This is a genomic window from Streptomyces cellostaticus (assembly GCF_023630175.1).
GTDB lineage: Bacteria > Actinomycetota > Actinomycetes > Streptomycetales > Streptomycetaceae > Streptomyces > Streptomyces cellostaticus_A.
Genome location: NZ_JALLIN010000003.1, coordinates 152,342 through 171,530, shown reverse-complemented (window position 1 = coordinate 171,530; position 19,189 = coordinate 152,342). Strand labels below are relative to the sequence as shown.

Below are 19,189 nucleotides of genomic sequence, written 5' to 3'. Positions count from 1 at the left end.
TCCGGGGCGACGCCGATGAAACCCCTTGCCGATGAAACCCGTTGAGGAAGGTAGCGCAGACCGGCGTCGAACAGCCCGTCCGGCGTGCGGCACGGCACCCGCTAACGTGGGTCAGATGAGCCCCGAGGCCAACCCAGCCCCCCGTTCCCTCGCCGAATCGCTCCGCATGAGGGACGACGCCTCGCTGGCCGCGCTGCTGCGCAGCCGCCCCGATCTCATCACCCCCGTCCCCACCGACCTCACCCAGCTCGCGACCCGCGCCGGCACCCGCGCCTCGGTGCTGCGGGCGCTGGAACGCCTGGACCGGTTCGCCCTGCAGACGGCGGAGGCGCTGGCGGTGGCCCCGGACCCGGCGTCGTACGGGACGCTGCTCGGCCTGATGGCGGGGGACGCGGGCGACGCGGCCGTGGCCGCCGCGCTGCCCCGCGCCGTCGCCGTCCTGCGCGAACAGGCGCTGGTGTGGGGCGACGACGACCGGCTGCGGCTGGTGCGCACCGCTCAGGAACTGCTGGCGCCCTCCGCGCAGCACCCCTCCCCCACCGGACTCGGCCCGAGTGTGCAGGAGGCCACCTCGGGCATGTCGCCGGGGCGGATCCAGGAGATCGTCGCCCGCGCCGGACTGCCCTCCACACACGACTCGGTCTCCGCGGTGACCGCGCTGACCGCCCTGTTCACCGACCGCCGGAAGATGGCCAAGCTGCTCGCCCAGGCGCCGGACGCCTCCCTGGAGGTGCTGTCCAGGCTGGTGTGGGGGCCGCCGTACGGGCAGGTCACGCCGGACCCGGCGGCGCATCTGCGCTGGCTGCTGGACCGCGGTCTGCTGCTGCCGACCGCGCCCGGCACCGTGGTGCTGCCCCGCGAGGTGGCGCTGCACCTGCGCGAGGGCCGCGCCCACCGCGCGCCCGAGCCGCGGCCGCCCGCGCTGGAGCCCGTCGCCACGCACGGTGCGCAGGTGGTGGACGCCACCGCGGCCGGGCAGGCGTACACCGCTGTGGCCACCGTCGAGGAACTGCTGAAGGAGTGGGACGAGGGCGGGCCCGCCGTGCTGCGGGCGGGCGGCCTGAGCGTGCGGGACCTGAAGCGGACCGCCGTCGTCCTCGACGTGTCCGAACCGGTCGCCGCCTTCTGGATCGAGCTGGCCTACGCGGCCGGGCTGCTCGCCTCCGACGGCGAGGCCGACGAGCGGTACGCGGCCACGCCCGCCCACGACGACTGGCTGGAGCAGCCTCCCGCCGAACGCTGGGCCCGGCTGGCCCAGGCCTGGCTGAGGGCCACCCGGACGCCGGGTCTGATCGGCGGACGGGACGCCAAGGACCGTACGTTGTCGGCGCTGGGCCCGGGGCTCGACCGGTCCGCCGCGCCCGAGGTACGGCACCGGGTGCTGACCCTGCTGGCCGGGCTCCCGGCGGGCGCGGCGCCGGCGGCCGAGCCGGTCCTGGCCCGGCTGCGCTGGGAGCGGCCGCTGCGCGGTCCCCGGCCGGACGACGCGGAGGATCCGCGGTCCCGGCTCGCCCGCTGGACCCTGGCGGAGGCGGAACTCCTCGGGATCACCGGGCGTGGTGCGCTGTCCGGGCACGGCCGGGCGCTGCTGGGGGCGGGCGCGGCCGAGCAGACGGCGGCCGCGGCGGAGGACCGCGGTCCCGGTGACAAGCTGCCCGTCCACCACCGCGCGGCCGCCCCGGCCGAGCCGCTGACCGCCGCCGAGCAGGCCGTCGCCACCGGCGCCGCCGCCCGGCTCCTCGCGCCGCTGCTGCCCGAACCCCTGGACCACGTGCTGCTCCAGGCCGACCTGACGGCGGTGGCACCGGGCCCGCTGCGGCGGCCGCTCGCCGAGGCGCTCGGGGTCCTCGCGGACGTCGAGTCCAAGGGCGGGGCGACCGTCTACCGCTTCACCCCGGCCTCCGTCCGCCGCGCACTCGACGCCGGGCGGACCGCCACCGACCTGCACGCCTTCCTCGCCGCGCACTCCAGAACACCGGTGCCGCAGCCGCTGGCCTATCTCATCGACGACGTGGCCCGCAGGCACGGTCACCTCCGGGTGGGCGCGGCCTCCGCGTACGTGCGCTGCGACGACGACGCGCTGCTGAACGAGATCCTCGCCGACAAGCGGTCGGCCGCCCTGCGGCTGCGCCGGCTGGCGCCGACCGTCCTCGCCACCCAGGCGGACCCGGCCACGCTGCTGGAGGGGCTGCGCGCCATGGGGTACGCGCCGGCGGCGGAGTCCGCCGAGGGCGACGTGCTCATCGCCCGCGCCCACGCCCACCGCACCCCGCCGCGCGGCGCGCCCGAACCGGTGCCGGACGGTCCACCGCCGCCCGACGCCACGCTGCTCTCGGCGGCGATCCGGGCCATCCGGGCGGGTGACCTGGCGGCCACGGCGCCGCGCAAGGCCACCGGTGCCGCTCCGGCCCCGGGCGAACTGCCGCGCACCGGCTCCGCCGAGACCCTGGCCACCGTGCAGGCCGCGGTTCTGACCGGTGAGGCCCTGTGGATCGGCTACGTCAACGCCGAGGGCAGCGCCAGCCAGCGGGTGATCGCCCCGATCCGGGTCGAGGGCGGCTTCGTCACGGCGTACGACCACACGGCCGACGAGGTGAGGACCTATCCGCTGCACCGCATCACGGGGGTCGCCGAACTGGAGGAGTAGGCCCGGCGGGCGGCCGTTCCCCGCCCGCCGGGCGTCGCGCCGCGGAGCGCCCGCCGGCCGGTCAGCAGGCCCGGACGGGAGCGCCCGCGGGCAGGCCGAAGTGGTCGCGGGCGGTGGCTTCCAGGGCGGTGTCCTGCATCGGGTCACCGCCGTCGGCGGCGGCCCGGCGGGCGAAGTGGGCGTCCACCCACCGGCCGTACTCCGCGCCGTCGGGCGGGCGCTGCGTCGACACCACGCGGTAGCCGCCGGTCGCGCCCGCGTCCCGCCGCAGCCGCAGCACCCGGGGGCCCCGGGCGCCGCCGCACTCCAGCAGCGCTCCCGCCCGCACCCCGTACTCCAGGCACAGCGTGCTCACGCCCGCCCGTACCAGGCCGTCGTGTTCCTCGAGGTCCTGTGCCTGCGCCCGGCAGAACCACCGCGCCCTGAGCCCGGGCACCGCCTCCCCGTACCCGCCGCCCCGGGAATCGGCCACCAGCCGGGCCTCGATCACCGGCCGCACCCCGCTCCAGAGGTGTTCGTCGACGCCCGCCCGCCCGTGCTCGCCGTCGGCGCCGGGCCCCATCGCCCACATCCCGGTCGCCACCAGCACGCCCGTGGCCGCCAGACCGGTCCCCCACCTGCCCGCAGTCATCGTCCCGACCTCCTCACCGGGCCGCGCCGCCGCGCCGCACCCGCAGGTGAAGACCCACGGCGGGTACCGGGGGTTGCAGGCGGCCCCGCCAGGATCACCCGCCAGTAGGGCACACTGGACGTTTGGCCGTACGGAAGGGATGTGCGTAGGTGAACGGACCGCTTATCGTCCAGTCGGACAAAACCCTGCTCCTGGAAGTCGACCACGAGCGGGCCGACGAGTGCCGTCGGGCCATCGCGCCCTTCGCCGAGCTGGAGCGGGCCCCCGAGCACATCCACACCTACCGGCTCACCCCGCTCGGCCTGTGGAACGCGCGGGCCGCCGGGCACGACGCCGAGCAGGTCGTGGACGCGCTGGTGGAGTACAGCCGCTACCCGGTGCCGCACGCGCTGCTCGTGGACATCGCCGAGACGATGGACCGGTACGGCCGTCTCACCCTCACCAAGCACCCCGCGCACGGACTCGTGCTCACCACGACCGACCGCCCGGTGCTGGAGGAGGTGCTGAAGTCCAGGCGGATCACCCCGCTGGTCGGCGCGCGCATCGACCCGGACAGCGTGGTCGTGCACCCCTCCGAGCGCGGCCAGATCAAGCAGACCCTGCTGAAGCTGGGCTGGCCGGCCGAGGACCTCGCCGGATACGTGGACGGCGAGGCGCACCCGATCGAGCTGCGGCAGGACGGCTGGGCGCTGCGCCCGTACCAGAAGCAGGCGGTGGAGAACTTCTGGCACGGCGGCAGCGGTGTGGTCGTGCTGCCCTGCGGCGCCGGGAAGACCCTGGTCGGCGCCGGATCGATGGCGCAGGCCAAGTCCACCACCCTGATCCTGGTCACCAACACCGTCTCGGCCCGGCAGTGGAAGCACGAGCTGGTGAAGCGGACCTCGCTGACCGAGGACGAGATCGGCGAGTACAGCGGGACGAGGAAGGAGATCCGCCCGGTCACCATCGCCACCTACCAGGTGCTGACGACCCGGCGGAAGGGCGTCTACCCGCACCTGGAGCTCTTCGACTCCCGGGACTGGGGGCTCATCGTCTACGACGAGGTGCATCTGCTGCCCGCCCCGGTCTTCAAGTTCACCGCCGATCTCCAGGCGCGCCGGCGACTGGGGCTCACCGCGACCCTGGTGCGCGAGGACGGCCGCGAGTCGGACGTGTTCTCCCTCATCGGGCCCAAGCGGTTCGACGCCCCCTGGAAGGAGATCGAGGCGCAGGGCTACATCGCGCCGGCCGACTGCGTCGAGGTCCGCGTCAACCTGACCGACTCCGAGCGGCTGGCGTACGCGACCGCCGAGACGGAGGAGAAGTACCGCTTCTGCGCCACCACCGCGACCAAGCGGAGGGTCACGGAGGCGATCGTGCGCCGTTTCGCCGGGCAGCAGATCCTCGTGATCGGCCAGTACATCGACCAGCTCGACGAGCTGGGCGAGCACCTGGGCGCCCCGGTCATCAAGGGGGAGACCTCCAACGCCCAGCGCGAGAAGCTCTTCGACGCCTTCCGCGAGGGTGAGATCAGCGTGCTGGTCGTCTCCAAGGTCGCCAACTTCTCCATCGACCTGCCCGAGGCCACCGTCGCCGTCCAGGTGTCCGGCACCTTCGGCTCCCGCCAGGAGGAGGCCCAGCGCCTCGGCCGCGTCCTGCGTCCCAAGGCCGACGGCCACCAGGCCCACTTCTACTCGGTCGTCGCCCGCGACACCATCGACCAGGACTTCGCCGCCCACCGCCAGCGGTTCCTGGCGGAACAGGGCTACTCCTACCGGATCGTGGACGCCGACGAGATCCTGGCCGAGGGCACCGGCTGAGCGGCGGTGAGCGCCGCGCCCGCCAGTAGTGCGAGCCCCAGCAGCGGATAGGGCGAGGCCAGAGGCTGCTGCCACCAGGGCAGGCGCAGGTCGCCGTCGCCCTGGTGGGGGACCAGCCAGAGCGTGCGGGCGGTGAAGACGGCCGCCGTCGCGGCCGCGAGCCGCGGACGGCCGTCGGCCAGCAGCACCGCGAGCAGCGGCACGCACCACACCCAGTGGTGGGACCAACTGATCGGGGAGACCAGCAGGGCCGTGCACGCGGTCAGCAGGATGCCGTGGCGGTCCTGCCGGGCCCGGGCCGCCAGGCAGAGCCCGGCCGCGCCCGCGGCCGCCGCCGTGAGGACCCAGCAGGCCCCCGGCGCCGGGTCGTGCAGTGCGCGGGCGACCAGCCCCTGCAGGGACTGGTTGTCCACGATCCACGCCTTGCCCACCCGGCCGGTCTCGTACAGTCGCCGCGTCCAGAACTCGGCGCTCGCGGCGGGAAGCAGCAGGGCGCCGAGCAGGACGGTGGCGGTGAAGGCCGCCGCCGCCGTGGCCGCCTCCCGGGTGCGGCCCCTCAGCAGCAGGTAGGCGATGAAGATCGCCGGGGTGAGTTTGACGCCGGTCGCCAGGCCCAGGGCCAGGCCCTTCCCCCGGGCGCCCGGGGGGCGGGTCAGGTCCCACAGCACCAGGCAGGTGACGGCGAGATTGATCTGGCCGAACAGGAGGGTCTGGAAGACCGGTTCGAGCCAGAGGGCCAGGGCGGTGGCCGTGCAGAGACGGGCCGGGGGCAGGGGCCACCGGTGCACGGGGGCGGGCGTCCGCGTACGGGGCGGGGGCAGGGCGTCCGGCGCGGGCAGGGGGTGGGAGGCGAGGCGGGCGGAGAGGGAGACGAGGCCGGCGAGCAGGAGCACGTTGCCCGTGAGGAAGGCCGCCTTCAGAGCCGGTACCGCGATCCAGGTCGTCGGGACGAACAGCGCCGCCGCGAAGGGCGGATAGGTCGCCGGCAGCCGCCAGGGGGTGACCGTGAAGCCGTACAGGTCCCCGCCGTGGGAGGCGGCGGCACCCTCGGCCCGGTAGACCAGCAGATCGGCCATCGGAGCGCGTTGCAGCAGACACAGGGCGGCGAAGGAGCAGAGGGAGACCGCGAGGAGAAGCGGCGGGGCCAACGGCAGGAGACGAGGTGGCAGGGCAGGGAGGAGGGGCTTCACCGTCCGTTTCCGCACGGAGGTGACCCTATGCCGTCACTTACGGCGTACGCCCGCCTCCTCGCCGTACTCGCCGAGGATCACGACCCCGAACGCGGCCTCCACGAACACCTTGACGGCGCGCAGGGCGTTGCCGAGGAGGTGGCGATGGGGGCCGTCCATGGCCGTGGCGCCGGACGGGGGGCGGACAGGTGCTGGGGACACGGTCGCTGCGCTCATGTCTCCATGGTGGAACTTCGGGCGCGTGTCCGGAATCGGTCTCCGGGTCCGATTCCGCACACCGCGTCCAGTCCTCCGGGTGGAGCGCTCCCCTCCACCCGGCGGGTCTCACCCTCAGGGGTGCGGAACGCGCGGGGCGACGAAATCCATTGGCCCCCACCCCCGGCCCTCACCTAAAATCTCCGCTCTTGCCCGCCTCCCTCTCGGAGTGCCGCCGCCCGGCCGGAAACCGGACGGCAACGTCGCCGGCCCGAAACCGACGGCACTCGTCGTAGCCACGCAGCAGGCCCACCCGGAGGCACCCCCTTGTCCACGCCCGCCCACGAACAGCTCGACGGCCCGCCCGGCGACCCACTGGCCCGAGAGCGCTCCCACCTGGCGTCGTCCCGGTCGGCCCTGCGCGCCATGCGCGAGGACGTCGAGGCGCTGGACATCAGCGACGTCACCGCCAACTGGGTCAACGCAGCGGTGCTCGCCCGCCAGATCGACGAGCGCATCAAGGCACTGGCGGACCTCAGCGACACCCCGCTGTTCTTCGGCCGGCTCGACTACCTGCACGCCCCGGGGGCCTCGCGGGCCGAGGGTGCGGAGGGCGAGCAGTTCTACATCGGGCGGCGGCACGTGCACGACGCCGGCGGCGACCCCATGGTCATCGACTGGCGTGCCCCGGTGTCGCAGCCGTTCTACCGCGCGTCCAGGAAGAGCCCCATGGACGTCGCGCTGCGCCGCCGCTTCGGCTACACCGGCGGCGACCTCACCGCGTACGAGGACGAGCACCTGTCCGACCCGGCCGAGGCGGCCACCACCAGCAAACTGCTCCAGCAGGAGATCGAGCGGCCGCGTGTCGGCCCGATGCGGGACATCGTGGCCACCATCCAGCCCGAGCAGGACGAGATCGTCCGCAGCGGGCTCGGCGGGACCGTCTGTGTGCAGGGAGGCCCCGGCACCGGGAAGACGGCCGTCGGCCTGCACCGGGTCGCCTACCTCCTCTACGCCCACCGGGAGCGGCTCGCGCGCACCGGCACGCTGGTCATCGGACCGAACCGGTCGTTCCTGCACTACATCGAGCAGGTCCTGCCGGCACTCGGCGAGCTCTCCGTGCAGCAGGCGACCGTCGACGACCTGGTCGCGCAGGTGGAGGTGCGCGGCACGGACGACGCGGCCGCCGCCGTGGTCAAGGGCGACGCCCGGCTCGCCGAGGTGCTGCGCCGGGCCCTGTACTCCCATGTGAGCATGCCCGCCGAACCGGTCGTGGTGGTGCGCGGCTCGCGGCGCTGGCGGGTACCGGCGTACGAACTGGAGGAACTGGTCCGCGAGTTGCTGGACCGGGACATTCGCTACGGTGCCGCGCGCGCGGCCCTGCCGCAGCGGATCGCGCACGCGGTGCTGGTCCGGATGGAGCGGGCCGGGGAGGCGCCGGACGACCGGGTGCAGGACACGGTCGCCCGCAACGGCGCCGTCAAGGCGGCCGTGAAGGCGGTCTGGCCCGCCGTGGAACCGGCGAAGCTCGTCCTGCGGCTGCTGAGCGACGCCGACTTCCTCGCCGAGCACGCCGAGGGTCTCCTGGACGAGGACGAGCAGAAGGCGATCCTGTGGGCCAGGCCGGTGCGCGGCGTGAGGTCGGCGAGGTGGTCGGCGGCGGACGCGGTGCTGATCGACGAGGCGGCCGACCTGATCGAGCGCACGCACTCGCTGGGCCATGTCGTCCTGGACGAGGCGCAGGACCTGTCCCCCATGCAGTACCGGGCCGTCGGGCGCCGCTGCACCACGGGGAGCGCGACCGTCCTCGGCGACCTGGCGCAGGGCACCACGCCGTGGGCGACCCGGAGCTGGGAGGAGGCGCTGGCCCATCTCGGCAAGCGCGAGGGGGTCGTCGAGGAGCTGACGGCCGGTTTCCGCGTCCCCACCGACGTCATCGCCTACGCCTCCCGGCTGCTCCCGCACATCGCCCCGGGCCTCACGCCGGTCGCCTCGGTCCGGGAGAACCCGGGCTTCTTCGAGGTCCGCACGATCTCCGGACCGGCCGAAGTGGTCACCGCCTGCGAGGAGTCGCTGCGGCACGAGGGCTCGACGGGCCTGATCGCCGCGGACGCCCGTATCCCGGTTCTGGCCGGGGCGCTGGCCGCGGCCGGGATCGCCCATCTCTCCCCGGGCGAGGAGACCACCCGCGAGACCCGCCTCACCCTGGTGCCGGCCTCCCTCGCCAAGGGCCTGGAGTACGACTACGTCGTACTGGACGAGCCGCAGGCGGTGGTGGACGGCGAACCGGACGAGCGCACCGGGCTGCGCCGCCTGTACGTGGCCCTGACCCGAGCGGTGTCCGGCCTGACGGTGACGCACACCGCCCCGCTGCCCGGGCAGCTCGCCGGCCGGGTTCCGTCCGGCGGATGAGGCCGCGCGCGGCGGGCACCTTCACCGGCCGCCGCTCCTCGGGGGGCGAATCCCGGCCGCCGCGGCACCACGGGCCGTCCCGCGGTCCCCGGCGGGCGCACGCCGGCCGCCACGGCACCTCGCCGCGTCGGCGGATCGCCCGAATCCGCCCGGTCCGGCACGAGGACGCCCCGCCGTCTCGCGGCGCACCGCCTCCGGCGCCGTGCGCCGATTGACCGGTGACCACGGGACGGCCCTCAGGAACGGGCCAGGGCCACGTCCTCGTCGAGCACCGACCGCCACTGCTCGACCGCCGTCGCCGAGACGGGCCCGAGCCACCCGTCGGGGCGGGCCGCCCCGCCGATGTGGAACGCCTCGATCCCGGCGGCGCGCAGCCGCGGCACATGGTCGAGGCGCAGCCCGCCGCCCACCATGATCTGCGGCTCGTAGCCCGGCCTGCCGCCGAGCGCCGCCTCGGCGAGCAGCGTCGGCAGCCCCTCGTCCACGCCCCCGGCGGCTCCGGCCGTCAGATAGGTGTCCAGGCCGGGCAGACCGGCGACGCCGCGGCGCAGGGTGTCGCGGTCGGTGGTGCGGTCGATCGCCCGGTGGAAGGTCCAGCGGCAGCCGTCCAGCGCGTCCACCAGCCGCTCGACGGCGGCCAGGTCCACCCCGCCCGCCGGGTCGAGGAACCCGAGCACGAACTGGTCCGCGCCGGCCTCCCGCATCTCGTGCGCGACCCGGACCAGCCGGTCCACGTCGCCGGCCGCGAACCCGTCCGCGAGCCGCAGCATCACGCGCAGGTCGATGCCGACGGCGGCCCGGATCCCGGCGACGGTGGCGGCGGGCGGGGTGAGTCCGTCGGCCGCCATCTCGGTGACCAGCTCCAGGCGGTCCGCGCCTCCGGCCTGGGCCGCGACCGCGTCCTCGACGTCGAGGGCGATCACCTCCAGGACTGCACGCTTGCTCATGGCACCCCATTCATCGGCGTTGCGCGTCGGCGGTTCAGCGACGGCTACAGGTCTAGTCCAATCCAAGACTACGCCGATCCGGGTGCGCCCTTCAGCCGAAGATGTTCAGCTCCCCCTCCCGCGCCCCCGCCAGCTCGTACTCCGCCCCGGAGACCGGCCGCCCGGAGTACAGCCGTACGAGGGTGGGCGCGTCGCCGATGTACCGGGCCGGCGGGCCGTCCCCCGCCACGGCGCCCAGCCGCAGCGGCTCGTCCGTGTCGTCGAGGTCGGCGTGCAGCGGCAGGTGCCCCTTCTCACGCGTGACGTACGCCAGCAGCGCCAGCGCGTCCGGCAGCCCGGCACCCGCGTACGCCCCCGGCTCGCCCAGGACCTCCCGTACGTCCCCGGCGTGCACCCACTCCCCGAGCGCGATCACGTCCAGCACCCCGCCGGCCTCGGCGATCACGGGTCCCGCCTCGGTCATCCCGCGCTCCAGTTCGTCCACGATCCGGGCGTTCGTCCACCCGGCGCGCTCGGCGACGTCCCGGTCGTTCGACTCGGGCGAGAACACGCCCCGCTCGAACCGGCCCTCCACCACCCGCGTCAACGCGGCCGAGCAGTGCGCCAGCACGTCCCGCACCGTCCACCCCGGACACCCGGTGGTCGGCAGCGCGAAGTCCGCGTCCTCCCGTGCCCGCAACAGCGGTATCAACACGTCCCTCTCGGTGCTCAGCAGCCGGCCGGGCAGCTCGGGGTCCCGTACGTCGTGCACATCCGCAGGAGTCGTCATGGAGGTCACGCTAGGCCCTGTCGTCCACTCCCGTCCTCCGTCCGGTGGATGGGCCCCGCCGCGTCGGGTGCGTGCCCCGGCACCCCCCGCTCCTCGGCCAGGGGTGCCGGGCCCCGAGCCTCGTACCGGACGCGCGCGGGCCGGGGACCGGTGCGGCCCCCGTGCCTGCGGGGCGTCGCGAGACGGGCGGGACCGCGGCGACGGCGACGGGCCCGAGGGTTCCGGCCGGCACGCGTCGCGGAACAATGGGGGCATGGCCGACCTCGACACCCTGCGTGCCCGATTCGCCCGCGCCCTGGAGGGGGCCCGCGGCCCCGGCGGCGGTCCCGATCCCACCCCGTACGCCGACAACCTGCTGGGCCGCTGGCAGGAGCCGCAGCGCCGCTACCACACGCTGACCCACCTCACCGCGGTCCTGGACCACATCGACGTGCTGGAGAGGTACGCGGCCGACCCGGACGCGGTCCGGCTGGCCGCCTGGTTCCACGACGCGGTCTACCTGCCCGAGCGCTCCGAGAACGAGGAACGCTCCGCCTCCCTGGCCGAACGCGCGCTGCCCGAGGCGGGGGTGCCGGCGCCGAGGACGGCCGAGGTCGCCCGCCTGGTCCGCCTCACCGTCACCCACGACCCCGCGGACGACGACCCCGACGGCCAGGTCCTGTGCGACGCCGACCTGGCGATCCTGGCCGCACCCCCGTCGGCGTACGCCCACTACACGGCCGAGGTCCGCGAGGAGTACCACTTCGTCCCCAGCGATGTCTTCCGCGAGGGCCGAGCCGCCGTCCTGCGCCAACTCCTGGACCTGCCCCGCCTGTTCCACACCCCCCACGGCCGGGAGCACTGGGAGCGCACGGCTCGCCACAACCTCGGGGGCGAACTGGACCTGCTCTCGGGCTGAACGGCTCCGCCCCGCGGCCGGAAATCCGGAAATGCTGTCGCCCCCCGGCCCACCGCACCCCTACTGTTCGCCCCATGCGACCTGTGAGCGGGGACGACGTGACGAAGGCCGTCGAGGGGTGCCTGGCGGTGCTGGGGCCGGTGGCGGAACGGGACTGGGCAGGGGTGCGGGGTGCCGGGCTGGAGTGGAGCTGCCGGGCGACCGTGGAGCACATCGCGAGTGATCTGATCGCCTACGCGGGGCAGTTGGCCGGGCGGCCGCGGGACGCCTACGTCCCCTTCGACATCAGGCTCGACGAGGGCACCGGCAACGCCGCCCTGCTGGACGTCGTGCGGACGACCGGTGTGCTGCTCGCCGCCGCCGTCCACACCACCCCGCCGCACGTCCGCGCCTTCCACCCCTACCCCTTCCGCGCCGCGGACCGCGCGGGCTTCGCCGCGATGGGCGTCGCCGAGGTGGTGCTGCACACGCACGACGTCGCCCGGGCACTCGGCGTCGAGTACACGCCGCGGGAGGGTCTCGCCGAGGCCGTGCTCGGCTGGCTCTTCCCCCATGTGCAGCCCGGTCCGGCGGCCTGGCCGACCCTGCTCTGGGCGACCGGCCGGGGCGAGCTGCCGGGAAGGGCGCCGGTCACCGAGTGGCGCTGGCGCAACAACCTCGTCATCCCGGCCGAGCGGTTCGATCTGGTCGGCGTGCGTCCGGCCGTCGCACGGGATCTTCGGCTGGGCGGCGACGGAGGCCTGGACTGGCTCGGGGGCGAACCCTACGAGGGCACGCGGGAGGCCGCCGGCTTCCTGGTGAAGGCGTACGAAGGCGGGGTGCACCGACCGGAGTTCGGGGTCTTCGCCCTCGTACGCGAGGAGGACGGCCGCGCGATCGGCGGTATCGGCTTCCACAGCGCGCCGGACGAGGACGGCCGGGTGGAGATCGGCTACGACCTGGTGGAGGGTGCCCGCGGGCAGGGGTACGCCACGGAGGCCGTGCGCGCGCTGGCGGACTGGGCGCTGGCCCGGGACGACGTCGACGCCCTGTTCGCCACCGTCGAGCGGGAGAACACCGCCTCCCAGGCCGTGCTGGGCCGGGCCGGCTTCACGCGGGTGAGCGAGGAGGACGGCAGCGGCGCCGAGCTGGCCTACGAACTGCGGCGCTGAGCGGCCCGCTTGCGCCTGCGCAGCCCGGACGCACGCAGCAGCCGCACCACCTCACGGCTGCTGACCTGCACCGCCCCGGCGGCCACCGCGTCCGCGTACCGGTGCGACGGGAGGTCGTAGTGGTCGCGCTCGAAGGCCCGCCGGGGCATGCCCAACCCGGCTGCGAACAGGTGCAGTTCGTCGTAGGACACGTCGCTGACCAGGTGCGACCACATGCGGCCGTGGCCGGGCCAGGCCGGCGGGTCGACGTAGACGGTCACGGGCGCCTCACGAGGACTGCGCCTCGCCCAGGGCACGCCCCAGCGACCCCACCGAGGCGACCTGGACGCCCGCCTCGTGGCACACCCAGTACGGGTCGGGCCCCAGTTCCGGTTCCACGTCCAGGGCGTGCGGGTCGCCCGAGCCGCACACCGGGCACAACGGCCAGCGGCCGTACCGCTCCAGCAGCGCGTCCTGGACGTCCTGCGCCACCAGTCCGGGCAGGAAGGGCGCGCCGTCCGGCCACTGCTCGACCCACCAGCGCCGTTCGGCCACGGAGTTCTCCACCAGGGAGACCACGTCGGCCTCGGCGACCCGGCCCGCGACCAGATCGGCGAGTACCAGCGCGCGGGCCGCGTGCAGGGCCTGCTCGAGCGGGGTGAGTGACTCCATGGGTCCCATTGTGCGCACTCTTGACCGCGGGACCGAAACGAAAATATCTTTCATGGGTGACCCAGGACGTGAAGGAAATTTTCGGCGGTCCGGGCGGCTCCCTCGCCGCGAAGGTGCGCACCCTCGCCCCCTCCATGACCCGTTCCATGCAGCGCGTCGCCGAGGCCGTCGCGGGCGACCCGGCCGGCTGCGCCGCCCTCACGGTCACCGGCCTCGCCGAACTCACCGGCACCAGCGAGGCGACGGTCGTCCGCACCGCCCGCCTGCTCGGCTACCCCGGATACCGTGATCTGCGCCTCGCCCTCGCCGGCCTCGCCGCCCAGCAGCAGTCGGGCCGCGCACCCGCGATCACGACGGACATCGCGGTGGACGACCCCATCGCCGACGTCGTGGCCAAGCTCGCCTACGAGGAGCAGCAGACCCTCGCCGACACCGCCGCCGGACTCGACACCGCGCAGCTCGGCGCGGCCGTCACCGCACTCGCGGGCGCCCGCCGCACCGATGTGTACGGGATCGGCGCCTCCGGGCTCGTCGCCCAGGACCTCACCCAGAAGCTGCTGCGGATCGGGCTCATAGCCCACGCGCACAGCGATCCGCACCTCGCCGTGACCAACGCGGTGCAACTGCGCCCGGGTGATGTGGCGATCGCCATCACCCACTCGGGTTCCACCGGCGACGTCATCGAGCCGCTCCGGGTCGCGTTCGACCGCGGGGCGACCACCGTCGCCATCACCGGCAGGCCCGACTCGCCGGTGACGCAGTACGCCGACCACGTACTGACGACGTCCACGTCACGGGAGACGGAGCTGCGGCCCGCCGCGATGTCCTCCCGGACGAGTCAGCTCCTGGTGGTGGACTGCCTGTTCGTCGGGGTGGCACAGCGGACGTACGACAGTGCGGCGCCCGCGCTGGCCGCGTCCTACGAGGCGCTGGCGCACCGGCACCGCTCCACCCCCAGGTGAGTGCAAGCACGCGAATCGGAGAGAGCCACCCCCCATGACCTCCCATGACCTGCACAACGAGCTGGAGTCCCTCACCACCGAAGCCTTCCGGCCGGAACTCGCGGAGATCGACCGGCTGCCCACCCTCGACATCGCCCGCCTCATGAACGGCGAGGACACCGGTGTGCCCGCCGCCGTCGCCGCGCGCCTGCCGCAGATCGCCGCCGCCATCGACGCCCTGGCCGAGCGCATGGCGCACGGCGGGCGCCTGGTCTACGCGGGCGCCGGCACCGCCGGGCGGCTCGGCGTCCTCGACGCCTCCGAGTGCCCGCCCACCTTCAACACCGAGCCCGGCCAGGTGGCCGGCCTGATCGCGGGCGGCCCCGAGGCGATGGTCACCTCGGTCGAGGGCGCCGAGGACTCCGCGGAACTGGCCCAGGAGGACCTGGACGCGCTGAAGATCCGGCCCGAGGACACCGTGGTCGGCGTCTCCGCCTCCGGCCGCACCCCGTACGCCGTCGGCGCCGTCGAGCACGCCCGCTCGCTCGGCGCCCTGACCGTCGGCCTGTCCTGCAACGCCCACAGCCCGCTCGCGGCCGCCGCGGAGCATGGCATCGAGGTCGTCGTCGGGCCCGAACTGCTCACCGGATCCACCCGGTTGAAGGCCGGCACGGCACAGAAACTGGTGCTCAACATGCTGTCGACGATCACGATGATCCGGCTCGGCAAGACGTACGGGAACCTGATGGTCGACGTCCGCGCCTCCAACGCCAAGCTGCGGGCCCGCTCCCGGCGCATCGTGTCCCTGGCCACCGGGGCCTGCGACGAGGAGATCGAGCGGGCGCTCACCGAGGCCGGCGGCGAGGTGAAGACCGCGATCCTGATCGTCCTCGCCGGTGTCGACGGCCCCACGGCCGTCCGGCGCCTGGCGGACTCCGCCGGCCATCTGCGCGCGGCGCTGGGAGCCACGGCCACGTGACCGGCGCTCCGCGGGAGGCGTACCGATGCCGCCGGGGCGTTACCGTCGAACCGCCGGCCCCGGCCGGCACCACCCTGGCCCCGGAAGAAGCCGAAGGACTGCGCGGACCGACATGAACCACGCCCAGCTCACCGCCCTCGGACGCGCTCTCAGGCTGCTCGGGGAGCACGGGGAGAACCTCTCCGCCGACACCCCGGACGCCCGGCTGCACGAGGTCAAGGCCGATCTGCGGCGCGCCCTGGACCTGCTGGACGAGACCGTGGGGGCGGGGGCGCCCAGCACCCGCTGCCCCGAGCATCCGCACGGACCCGTCGACAGGAGCGCGCCCGACCTGTGCCTGCTCTGCGAGACCCGCAGGCGGGCCGCACGGCGCTCGGAGTACCAGAGCGGGGGCCGGGCGCCGGCCGGAGAGGCGCCCGCCGGCACGTCCTCGCGCTACGGAGTGCGCGCCGACCGCCCCCAGCCCCAGCAGCGGTGGCTGCCGGAGGCGTGGAACGGGCGGGAGTGGCAGCTCTGCGGGACACCCCGGCGGGACCGGCGGGAGGCGGAGGCGTATCTCGCCGCCCAGCGGCGCGGGTCCCGGCCGGCGATGGCGTACCGGCTGGTGCACGAGTTCACCGACTACGAGGTGCTGCGCGTGTGGGGGACGCCCGTCCAGGTAGACATCGAGCCGATGGGCAACCTCTAGTGCTGTGACCGGAGGGGTGGTCCGCCCGTCGGGGAGCGGCGTCCGCAGGGTGCTCCCGGCGTGCCGGCCGGAAGCCCCCGTACCGGACGTGCCGGGACCCTCGGCCGGCGCGCGGCGAGCGCAGTGCCCCGGTACCGGACCCCGCTCCCTGATCAGGCCCGATCAGGCCCGATCAGGGATCCGGCCTGATCCGGGCGGAAGGCCCCCGGGCCTCCCCTGGCCGTCAGCTCAGGGTCTGCAGGGCCGCCGCGTCGTACGGCTTCAGCTCGTCGAAGCGGTCGTCGAGCACCTTGGCCGCCCATTCGGGGTCCTGGAGCAGGGCGCGGCCGACGGCGACCATGTCGAACTCCTCGTCCTCCAGGCGGTCCAGCAGGTTGTCGATGCCCTTGACCTCGGAGCCCTGGCCCTGGAAGGCGGTGATGAAGTCGCCGTCGAGGCCGACCGAGCCGACGCTGATGACCGGCTTGCCGGTGAGCTTCTTCGTCCAGCCGGCGAGGTTCAGGTCGGAGCCCTCGAACTCGGGGACCCAGTAGCGGCGGGTGGAGGCGTGGAAGACGTCGACACCGGCGGCGACCAGCGGGGCGAGGATGGCCTCCAGCTCCTCGGGGGTCTCGGCGAGACGGGCGTCGTAGGCCTCCTGCTTCCACTGCGAGAAGCGGAAGATGACCGGGAAGTCCGGGGAGACGGCGGCGCGGACGGCCGCCACGATCTGCGCGGCGAAGGTGGTGCGGGCGACCGGGTCGCCGCCGTAGGCGTCGGTACGGCGGTTGGTGCCCTCCCACAGGAACTGGTCGAGCAGGTAGCCGTGGGCGCCGTGCAGCTCCACGCCGTCGAAGCCGATGCGCTCGGCGTCGGCCGCGGCCTGGGCGAAGGCGCCGACGACGGCGTCGATGTCGTCCTGGGTCATCGGCGTGGCGTCCTCGGCGCCGTCGACGCGCAGCCCGGAGGGGCCGTGCGAGGGGGCGTCCGGGTTGGGGTTCTGGCCCTGCTTGCGCACCGTGCCGATGTGCCAGAGCTGCGGCACGATGGTGCCGCCCGCCTCGTGCACCGCCTCGACGACCTTCGCCCAGCCGGCGAGCTGCTCCTCGCCGTGGAACCGGGGCACACGGCTGCTGCCGCCGGCCGACTCGTGGCCGACGTAGGTGCCCTCGGTGACGATCAGGCCGACGCCCGCCGCGGCACGCCGGGCGTAGTAGGACACCACGTCCTCGCCGGGAACGCCGCCCGGGGAGAACATCCGGGTCATCGGCGCCATCACGATGCGGTTGGGGACGGTGAGACCGCCCAGGGTGATCGGGCGGGAGAGGATCTGGGCCGCGCGGGACGCGGGAGGCGGCGTGACGGTCACGTGGGGGCTCCTCGGGGACGACTCGGTAAACCGACTGGTATGTGCGCACGCATTGTTGCAGCTCCTTAAGCAACCTCCCAGCGGCGGTCGCGCATTCCCGTCGGGGCCGGGGAGCGCTGTGATCCCGGACACGCCCGAGGGCGGCACCCCCTGCCGTGGCAGGGAGTGCCGCCCTCGGAAAGGACAGGCCGATCCGCGCGGGATCAGAAGTCCATGTCACCGCCCGGCATGCCGCCCGGAGCGGCCGCGGGGGCCTTCTCCGGCTTGTCGGCGATGACGGCCTCGGTGGTGAGGAACAGCGCGGCGATGGAAGCGGCGTTCTGCAGCGCGGAACGGGTCACCTTCGCCGGGTCGATGATGCCCTCGGCGACCAGGTCGACGTACTCGCCGGTCGCGGCGTTCAGGCCGTGGCCCGGGGTCAGGTTGCGCACCTTCTCCACCACGACACCGCCCTCGAGGCCGGCGTTGACGGCGATCTGCTTCAGCGGGGCCTCGAGCGCGAGCTTCACGGCCTGGGCGCCGGTCGCCTCGTCACCCTCGAGCTCCAGCTTCTCGAAGACCTGGGAGGCCTGCAGCAGGGCCACGCCACCACCGGCGACGATGCCCTCCTCGACGGCGGCCTTCGCGTTGCGGACGGCGTCCTCGATGCGGTGCTTGCGCTCCTTGAGCTCCACCTCGGTGGCGGCACCGGCCTTGATGACCGCGACACCGCCGGCGAGCTTCGCCAGGCGCTCCTGCAGCTTCTCGCGGTCGTAGTCCGAGTCGCTGTTCTCGATCTCGGCGCGGATCTGGTTCACACGGCCGTTGACCTGGTCCGAGGAGCCGGCACCGTCGACGATGGTGGTCTCGTCCTTGGTGATGACGACCTTGCGGGCGCGGCCCAGGAGGTCCAGGGTCGCGTTCTCCAGCTTGAGGCCGACCTCCTCGGAGATGACCTCGCCGCCCGTGAGGATGGCGATGTCGCCGAGCATGGCCTTGCGGCGGTCGCCGAAGCCCGGAGCCTTGACGGCGACGGACTTGAAGGTGCCGCGGATCTTGTTGACCACCAGGGTCGACAGGGCCTCGCCCTCGACGTCCTCGGCGATGATCAGCAGCGGCTTGCCCGACTGCATGACCTTCTCCAGCAGCGGGAGCAGGTCCTTGACGGAGCCGATCTTGGAGTTGGCGATGAGGATGTACGGGTCCTCGAGCGACGCCTCCATGCGCTCCATGTCGGTCGCGAAGTAGGCGGAGATGTAGCCCTTGTCGAAGCGCATGCCCTCGGTGAGCTCGAGCTCGAGACCGAAGGTCTGCGACTCCTCGACGGTGATGACGCCTTCCTTGCCGACCTTGTCCATGGCCTCGGCGATCAGCTCGCCGATCTGGGTGTCGGCGGCGGAGATGGACGCGGTGGAGGCGATCTGCTCCTTGGTCTCGACGTCCTTCGCCTGCTCCAGCAGGGCGGCGGAGACGGACTCGACGGCCTTCTCGATACCGCGCTTCAGGGCCATCGGGTTGGCGCCGGCGGCGACGTTGCGCAGGCCTTCCCGGACGAGGGCCTGGGCGAGCACGGTCGCGGTGGTCGTACCGTCACCGGCGACGTCGTCTGTCTTCTTGGCGACTTCCTTGACCAGCTCGGCGCCGATCTTCTCGTACGGGTCCTCGAGCTCGATCTCCTTGGCGATGGAGACACCATCGTTGGTGATCGTGGGGGCGCCCCACTTCTTCTCGAGGACGACGTTGCGGCCCTTGGGGCCGAGCGTCACCTTGACGGCGTCCGCGAGCTGGTTCATGCCGCGCTCGAGGCCGCGCCGCGCCTCCTCGTCGAACGCGATGATCTTGGCCATGTGAAGTGGTCCCTCCAGGACTGGGGGTGATTCCTTCGGACCGCGCCCGCGCCCGCGACGGACGGCTCGCCGGCCGCGTGGTTCCTTGCCCCACTTGGCCCGCGGGCCTCACCGACC

At 74.0% G+C, this 19,189-nt stretch carries 17 protein-coding genes; 8 read left to right on the top strand and 9 right to left on the bottom strand.

Annotated elements, in window-relative coordinates:
* The first annotated feature begins 115 nt into the window (after positions 1–115).
* Positions 116–2,647, top strand: coding sequence for a helicase C-terminal domain-containing protein (locus tag MXD57_RS03110; RefSeq protein ID WP_250399694.1), 2,532 nt, complete (start codon positions 116–118; stop codon positions 2,645–2,647).
* A gap of 61 nt (positions 2,648–2,708) precedes the next feature.
* Here the strand turns inward: MXD57_RS03110 and MXD57_RS03105 are convergent, their stop codons facing one another.
* On the bottom strand, positions 2,709–3,278 hold the full coding sequence (locus MXD57_RS03105; RefSeq protein ID WP_250399693.1) for a hypothetical protein: 570 nt from the start codon (positions 3,276–3,278) through the stop codon (positions 2,709–2,711).
* A 149-nt stretch (positions 3,279–3,427) separates the two neighbouring features.
* On the opposite strand from MXD57_RS03105, the gene MXD57_RS03100 reads away from it, so the two are divergent.
* Positions 3,428–5,077, top strand: coding sequence for a DNA repair helicase XPB (locus MXD57_RS03100; RefSeq protein ID WP_250399692.1), 1,650 nt, complete (start codon positions 3,428–3,430; stop codon positions 5,075–5,077).
* Here the strand turns inward: MXD57_RS03100 and MXD57_RS03095 are convergent.
* Both MXD57_RS03095 and MXD57_RS03090 read right to left on the bottom strand, forming a co-directional pair.
* Positions 5,029–6,153, bottom strand: coding sequence for a glycosyltransferase 87 family protein (locus tag MXD57_RS03095; RefSeq protein ID WP_250399739.1), 1,125 nt, complete (start codon positions 6,151–6,153; stop codon positions 5,029–5,031). The genes MXD57_RS03100 and MXD57_RS03095 overlap by 49 nt on opposite strands.
* Before the next feature lie 147 nt (positions 6,154–6,300).
* Positions 6,301–6,483, bottom strand: coding sequence for a hypothetical protein (locus MXD57_RS03090; RefSeq protein WP_250399691.1), 183 nt, complete (start codon positions 6,481–6,483; stop codon positions 6,301–6,303).
* A 306-nt stretch (positions 6,484–6,789) separates the two neighbouring features.
* Here MXD57_RS03090 and MXD57_RS03085 point away from each other — a divergent pair, with 306 nt between their 5' ends.
* Positions 6,790–8,874: a HelD family protein gene (locus tag MXD57_RS03085; RefSeq protein WP_374114645.1), complete on the top strand. Its 2,085-nt coding sequence runs from the start codon at positions 6,790–6,792 to the stop codon at positions 8,872–8,874.
* A gap of 236 nt (positions 8,875–9,110) precedes the next feature.
* Here MXD57_RS03085 and MXD57_RS03080 read toward each other — a convergent pair whose 3' ends face one another.
* Both MXD57_RS03080 and MXD57_RS03075 read right to left on the bottom strand, forming a co-directional pair.
* The gene (locus MXD57_RS03080) at positions 9,111–9,821 is read right to left on the bottom strand and encodes a copper homeostasis protein CutC (protein WP_250399690.1); all 711 of its coding nucleotides are present in this window, start codon (positions 9,819–9,821) and stop codon (positions 9,111–9,113) included.
* Between the two features lie 91 nt (positions 9,822–9,912).
* Entirely contained in the window at positions 9,913–10,590 is a 678-nt protein-coding gene (locus MXD57_RS03075; protein ID WP_250399689.1) for a maleylpyruvate isomerase family mycothiol-dependent enzyme, read from the bottom strand.
* A 253-nt stretch (positions 10,591–10,843) separates the two neighbouring features.
* On the opposite strand from MXD57_RS03075, the gene MXD57_RS03070 reads away from it, so the two are divergent.
* Together MXD57_RS03070 and MXD57_RS03065 are read left to right on the top strand one after the other, a co-directional pair.
* Positions 10,844–11,488: an HD domain-containing protein gene (locus MXD57_RS03070; RefSeq protein WP_250399688.1), complete on the top strand. Its 645-nt coding sequence runs from the start codon at positions 10,844–10,846 to the stop codon at positions 11,486–11,488.
* Positions 11,489–11,562: 74 nt separating this feature from the next.
* Positions 11,563–12,639 carry a GNAT family N-acetyltransferase gene (locus tag MXD57_RS03065; protein ID WP_250399687.1) on the top strand — a complete coding sequence of 359 codons (1,077 nt, stop codon included), beginning with the start codon at positions 11,563–11,565 and terminating at the stop codon, positions 12,637–12,639.
* Here MXD57_RS03065 and MXD57_RS03060 read toward each other — a convergent pair.
* Together MXD57_RS03060 and MXD57_RS03055 are read right to left on the bottom strand one after the other, a co-directional pair.
* Entirely contained in the window at positions 12,621–12,899 is a 279-nt protein-coding gene (locus tag MXD57_RS03060) for a DUF4031 domain-containing protein (RefSeq protein ID WP_250399686.1), read from the bottom strand. The two genes, MXD57_RS03065 and MXD57_RS03060, sit on opposite strands and share 19 nt — an antisense overlap.
* Before the next feature lie 7 nt (positions 12,900–12,906).
* Entirely contained in the window at positions 12,907–13,290 is a 384-nt protein-coding gene (locus MXD57_RS03055; RefSeq protein ID WP_250399685.1) for a hypothetical protein, read from the bottom strand.
* A gap of 56 nt (positions 13,291–13,346) precedes the next feature.
* Between MXD57_RS03055 and MXD57_RS03050 the strand changes: the two genes are divergently transcribed.
* The 3 genes from MXD57_RS03050 to MXD57_RS03040 all read left to right on the top strand — a co-directional run bounded on the left by MXD57_RS03050 (position 13,347) and on the right by MXD57_RS03040 (position 15,898).
* Positions 13,347–14,252 (top strand): MurR/RpiR family transcriptional regulator, encoded by a 906-nt coding sequence (locus MXD57_RS03050; RefSeq protein WP_250399684.1) that lies wholly within the window; start codon positions 13,347–13,349, stop codon positions 14,250–14,252.
* Positions 14,253–14,286: 34 nt separating this feature from the next.
* Positions 14,287–15,210 (top strand): N-acetylmuramic acid 6-phosphate etherase, encoded by a 924-nt coding sequence (murQ, locus tag MXD57_RS03045; RefSeq protein WP_250399683.1) that lies wholly within the window; start codon positions 14,287–14,289, stop codon positions 15,208–15,210.
* A 112-nt stretch (positions 15,211–15,322) separates the two neighbouring features.
* The gene (locus tag MXD57_RS03040) at positions 15,323–15,898 is read left to right on the top strand and encodes a hypothetical protein (RefSeq protein WP_250399682.1); all 576 of its coding nucleotides are present in this window, start codon (positions 15,323–15,325) and stop codon (positions 15,896–15,898) included.
* Between the two features lie 223 nt (positions 15,899–16,121).
* On the opposite strand, the gene MXD57_RS03035 is transcribed toward MXD57_RS03040, so the two are convergent.
* Both MXD57_RS03035 and groL read right to left on the bottom strand, forming a co-directional pair.
* Entirely contained in the window at positions 16,122–17,246 is a 1,125-nt protein-coding gene (locus MXD57_RS03035) for an NADH:flavin oxidoreductase (protein ID WP_250399681.1), read from the bottom strand.
* A 203-nt stretch (positions 17,247–17,449) separates the two neighbouring features.
* Positions 17,450–19,072 (bottom strand): chaperonin GroEL, encoded by a 1,623-nt coding sequence (gene groL / locus MXD57_RS03030; protein ID WP_250399680.1) that lies wholly within the window; start codon positions 19,070–19,072, stop codon positions 17,450–17,452.
* Between the last annotated feature and the right edge of the window lie 117 nt (positions 19,073–19,189).